Source organism: Bellilinea sp., assembly GCF_034432615.1.
Lineage (GTDB): Bacteria > Chloroflexota > Anaerolineae > Anaerolineales > Anaerolineaceae > Bellilinea.
In genome coordinates this window covers 1-4,204 of sequence record NZ_DAOUBL010000151.1, presented here as the reverse complement: position 1 = coordinate 4,204, position 4,204 = coordinate 1, and the positions used below count along the sequence as shown (strand labels likewise).

The window sequence follows — 4,204 nt, the reverse complement described above, 5'->3', positions numbered from 1 at the left end:
ATTATTCCGAATAGACATCGGTCAGCGCCGGCCGGCTGCTGTTTGACAGTTCTCGACTTTGAGAAAGCCATGCCCAAACCGTGAAAAACGCTTGAAATTTCAATCTTTTTTCCTTAAAATGTCCTATTATCCCTTTAAGTTTTTTTGGAGCTGCCGTGAACTTCATCGCTTTTTCTCCGCATTATCCGCCCAACTACCTGCCTTTCTGGGTCAACCTGCGTCGTTTTGGGGTAAATGTGCTGGGGCTGGGCGATTCGCCGTGGGACGCGCTGCGCCCTGAGGTGCGCAGCGCGTTGAGCGAGTATTACCACGTTTGGAACGCACAGGATTACGACCAGCTGATCCGCGCGGTGGGCTACTTCACCTACCGCTACGGCAAAATTGACCGGCTCGAATCGCACAATGAATTCTGGCTGGAATCGGACGCCCGCCTGCGCACCGACTTCAACATCCGCGGCCTGCACAGTGAACAGATACCCGCCATCAAACGCAAGTCCGAAATGAAAAAGATGTTCGCCAAAGCCGGTTTGCAGCCCATTCGCGGGCGGGTTTGCCACACCCTGCAGGAAGCGCACGCCCTGGCCGATGAACTGGGCTTTCCGCTGATTGCCAAACCGGATATTGGGGTCGGCGCGTTTCAGACCTACCGCCTGCAAAGCCGCCGCGATTTGGAGGACTTCTTCGCCCGCAAACCGCTGGTCGAATACCTGCTGGAAGAACAAATTGAGGGTGAAATTGTCACCTTCGACGGTTTGACCAATCAGAACGGTAAAATCGTCTTTAGCTCCTCCATGCGCTACGGCAGCGTCATGGATATCGTCAACAATCAGACCAGTTTCTGGTATCTGATCACCCGCCAGATTGAGCCGGATGTGGAAACCGCCGGGCGCAAAATCGTTTCCGTTTATCGCCTGCAGGAACGCTTTTTCCACTTTGAATTCTTCCGCACACCGGATGGCGGACTGCGCCCGCTGGAAGTCAACATGCGCCCGCCGGGCGGCCTGACCACGGACATGTTCAACTTCGCCAACGACATTGATGTGTTTTACGAATATGCCAATGTGGTCGTCAACAACCGCTTTGACGCGCAGGTAACCCGCCCGTACGCTTGCGCCTATGTGGGCAGACGCAACGCCATCACCTACCGCCGTTCGGTGCAGGAAATTCTCTCGGCTTTTCCTCAGCAGACGGTTTACCACGGCGTGATTGACGGCGCCTTTGCGGCTGCCATCGGCGATTACGGCTTCATCGTCCGCTCGCCTTATGAAGAAGAAGTGGTTGAGATTGCCAGTTTCATCATCGAACCGGCCTGAGGAATTCCCATGAATATCGAATATCACCGCTACTGGAGTGAACACCTGCATCAGGACATGGAATTTAAGGTTTATGGTCATGCCGGCAAACCGGTGCTGGTCTTTCCCGCCATGGGCGGGCGGTTTTACGAGTTTGAGGACTTTGGCATGATCGGGGCTGCCGCATGGTTCATCGAACAGGGTCTGTTTCAGTTCTTCACAGTGGACAGTGTGGACAACCAGGCCTGGTGCAACTGGAACGCTCATCCCTATGACCGCGGCTGGCGGCATGAGGATTACGACCGCTACATCATCCACGAGGTGGTGCCGTTCATCCGCCAGCGCTGCGGGGAAGATACCCTGCTGCTGACCACCGGCTGCAGCATGGGCGGCTATCATTCCGCCAACTTCTTCTTCCGCCACCCGGATGTATTCGACAGCGTCATCAGCCTGAGCGGGGTGTTCAGCCTGCGCCTGTTTGTGGGCGATTATGTGGATGAACGGGTTTATTTCAACTCTCCGTTACTGTACCTGCCCAACCTGAACGATGAATGGTATCTGGAAAAGTACCGCCGCAGTCGGATTATTTTGTGCGCCGGGCAGGGCGCCTGGGAGGAAGAGATGAACGCCGAACTTTCCGTAATGCGCGGCATTCTGGAGGCCAAAGGCATTCCGGCCTGGATTGACCTGTGGGGACAGGATGTCAACCATGATTGGCCGTGGTGGCGGCGGATGCTGCCCTATTTTTTGGGCAAACTGACCGAAAATCAGCCGCATTCAGAATGAAATTTGTCCCGAAGGCGGGCGACAAACCGCTTAATTTTGCGCTTTTCGGCGGGATTGGTGGTATAACAAAAACACCGGCAAAATCCCCCTGTCTTTGAAATTTAACAGATGATTTTTTAACGCGGTTCGGGATAAGCGCAAAACCCATATAGAAGCGAATTGACCCCCACCTACCTCCCCCAATATCGCAAAAGCGATATTGGGGGAGGCGCAGGAGGGGGCAATTAATCAGCAGTGGTGGGTATCACTTCGCTCGGAGTGCCATTGTTGGGTTCACGTCCTTTTGAGCGAGCAAAAACCCCAAATGAGACTGGTGAATGGACTTACCCCGCATTGAAGTTTGACATGAATTCGGGTTTGAGCCAAACAATCCTGTGAGTGGGATTGACCCCTTCCCTCCACCGCCACCGGAATTCACCTGACCTTACCCTTCGATAATGGGATTTTTGCCCTGGACTCTGGCGCAAGGCGAGGAGCAAATCTGTGGATTTTTCGTTTGTCGTCATCATTTTGCAGTTGATCTTTCTGGAGGGTATCCTCTCCATTGACAACGCGGCTGTGCTGGGGGCCATGGTTTCGGTCCTGCCGCACGACCAGCCCATCCCCTGGCCGAAAGCCCTGCACTGGCTGGGAAAAATTTTGGAAAAACCACTCGGACACCAGCGCGAAGGTGCGCTGCGTGCCGGTCTGCTGGGGGCGTACATCGGGCGCGGGCTGATGCTTCTGGCAGCCAGTTACATCATCCGCAACCCGTGGCTCAAACTGATTGGCGCGGCTTACCTCATCCGCCTGGCGCTGGATGATTTGGGGGCCGGGCATCATGAAGAAAGCGATGAGGACGGGCTGCGCAAGGTCAAGCAGACCGGCTTCTGGATTACGGTTTTGAATGTGGAGTTGATGGATCTGGCTTTCAGTCTGGATAATGTGGTCGCGGCCGTGTCGCTGTCCGATCAACTGTGGGTGGTGATGCTGGGTGTTTTCATCGGTATTTTGGTGATGCGTTTTGCGGCCGGCATTTTCAGCAGTGTGGTGTTGCGTTTTCCGGTGCTGAAATCCGCCGCCTATGTGCTGGTGCTGAACATCGGCGTGGAGCTGGTGCTGGAAGAAATGGGGGTGATGGAATTTTCGGACTGGGCGCGATTTGGCATCTCGGCGGCGACCATTTTGATTGCGCTGGCGTATGACCGTTTCCACTTCCTGCAAGTGGTTCTGCGTCCTCTGCTGGTCTGGCTCAGTCAGGGGTTCGGCCTGATCAATGCGATGATCAACTGGCTGCTGGCGCCGATCAGCGGCCTGATTGGGCTGATCTTTCACCGTGCCCGGCGCAGCCATCCGGCGGCTGAGGTTTAATCCAGATTCTTTTCCATCCAGACCACCTGCGTGGTGCCGAAATACGGGGTTGGCAGGCCGGCCACCTGATAGCCGTATTTTTTGAAATAATCGGTCGTGTTGAGGCGCGAATAACAGCCCAGCACTTTGTACCCGCGCTGACGGGCAGCCTCTTCCACCGCCTGCATCAGCAGTTTGCCGATGCCCTTGCGCTGGGCTTTGCCCGAAACCGCCAGATGCGAAAAACAACCCACCTCCGCTTCTTTTTCATACAGTTTGACCACCCCCAGCACCTCGCCGGTCTCGCTTTCCACCGCCATGAAATGCTGGCTGATCGGCTCGTAGTCATCTTTTTCGGTGCCGCGCGGCATTCCCCACGGTTCACGCAGCACACGGTAACGCAGGTCATAATAGGCTTTGAAGTCTTCACGGGTTAATGGCGAGCGGATTTCGATCATGAGGGCAACTCCTGAGGCGATCGGGCAGCGTTTTGCAAGGCTATATTTTGAGCACGGGTTTGGGATGAAGGATTTCCAATTTTTAATATTATAACGTCAGTTGGTGAGAAGTCCTTTCCCCAATCTCATTGTTTTTTTGCCCGCTCAAAAGGATAGGCAACTGTTCCGGTCTTCACCGCTTATGGATGCGGCACTGTTCAACACGAAGGTGCAAAGAGGTGAAAAAAAACCTTTGCGTCCTGGCGTTAAATCTGTTTTGCCTTGTTAACGTCAATTCGGGATAAATGATTTTCACATCAACTTTCGAATTTTCGTCCCCCCTCCCGCCTCCCCCAAAAT

The 4,204-nt window shown here is 54.4% G+C and carries 4 protein-coding genes; 3 read left to right on the top strand and 1 reads right to left on the bottom strand.

Annotated elements, in window-relative coordinates:
* Window positions 1-155 precede the first annotated feature (155 nt).
* From VAE48_RS07080 to VAE48_RS07070, 3 genes are all read left to right on the top strand, one after another.
* Window positions 156-1,313 (top strand): ATP-grasp domain-containing protein, encoded by a 1,158-nt coding sequence (locus VAE48_RS07080; protein WP_322792616.1) that lies wholly within the window; start codon window positions 156-158, stop codon window positions 1,311-1,313.
* 9 nt (window positions 1,314-1,322) lie between these two features.
* The gene (locus VAE48_RS07075; protein WP_322792615.1) at window positions 1,323-2,078 is read left to right on the top strand and encodes an esterase family protein; all 756 of its coding nucleotides are present in this window, start codon (window positions 1,323-1,325) and stop codon (window positions 2,076-2,078) included.
* Window positions 2,079-2,561: 483 nt separating this feature from the next.
* Window positions 2,562-3,428 carry a TerC family protein gene (locus tag VAE48_RS07070; RefSeq protein ID WP_322792614.1) on the top strand — a complete coding sequence of 289 codons (867 nt, stop codon included), beginning with the start codon at window positions 2,562-2,564 and terminating at the stop codon, window positions 3,426-3,428.
* On the opposite strand, the gene VAE48_RS07065 is transcribed toward VAE48_RS07070, so the two are convergent.
* Entirely contained in the window at window positions 3,425-3,865 is a 441-nt protein-coding gene (locus VAE48_RS07065; RefSeq protein WP_322792613.1) for a GNAT family N-acetyltransferase, read from the bottom strand. The two genes, VAE48_RS07070 and VAE48_RS07065, sit on opposite strands and share 4 nt — an antisense overlap.
* Window positions 3,866-4,204 lie beyond the last annotated feature (339 nt).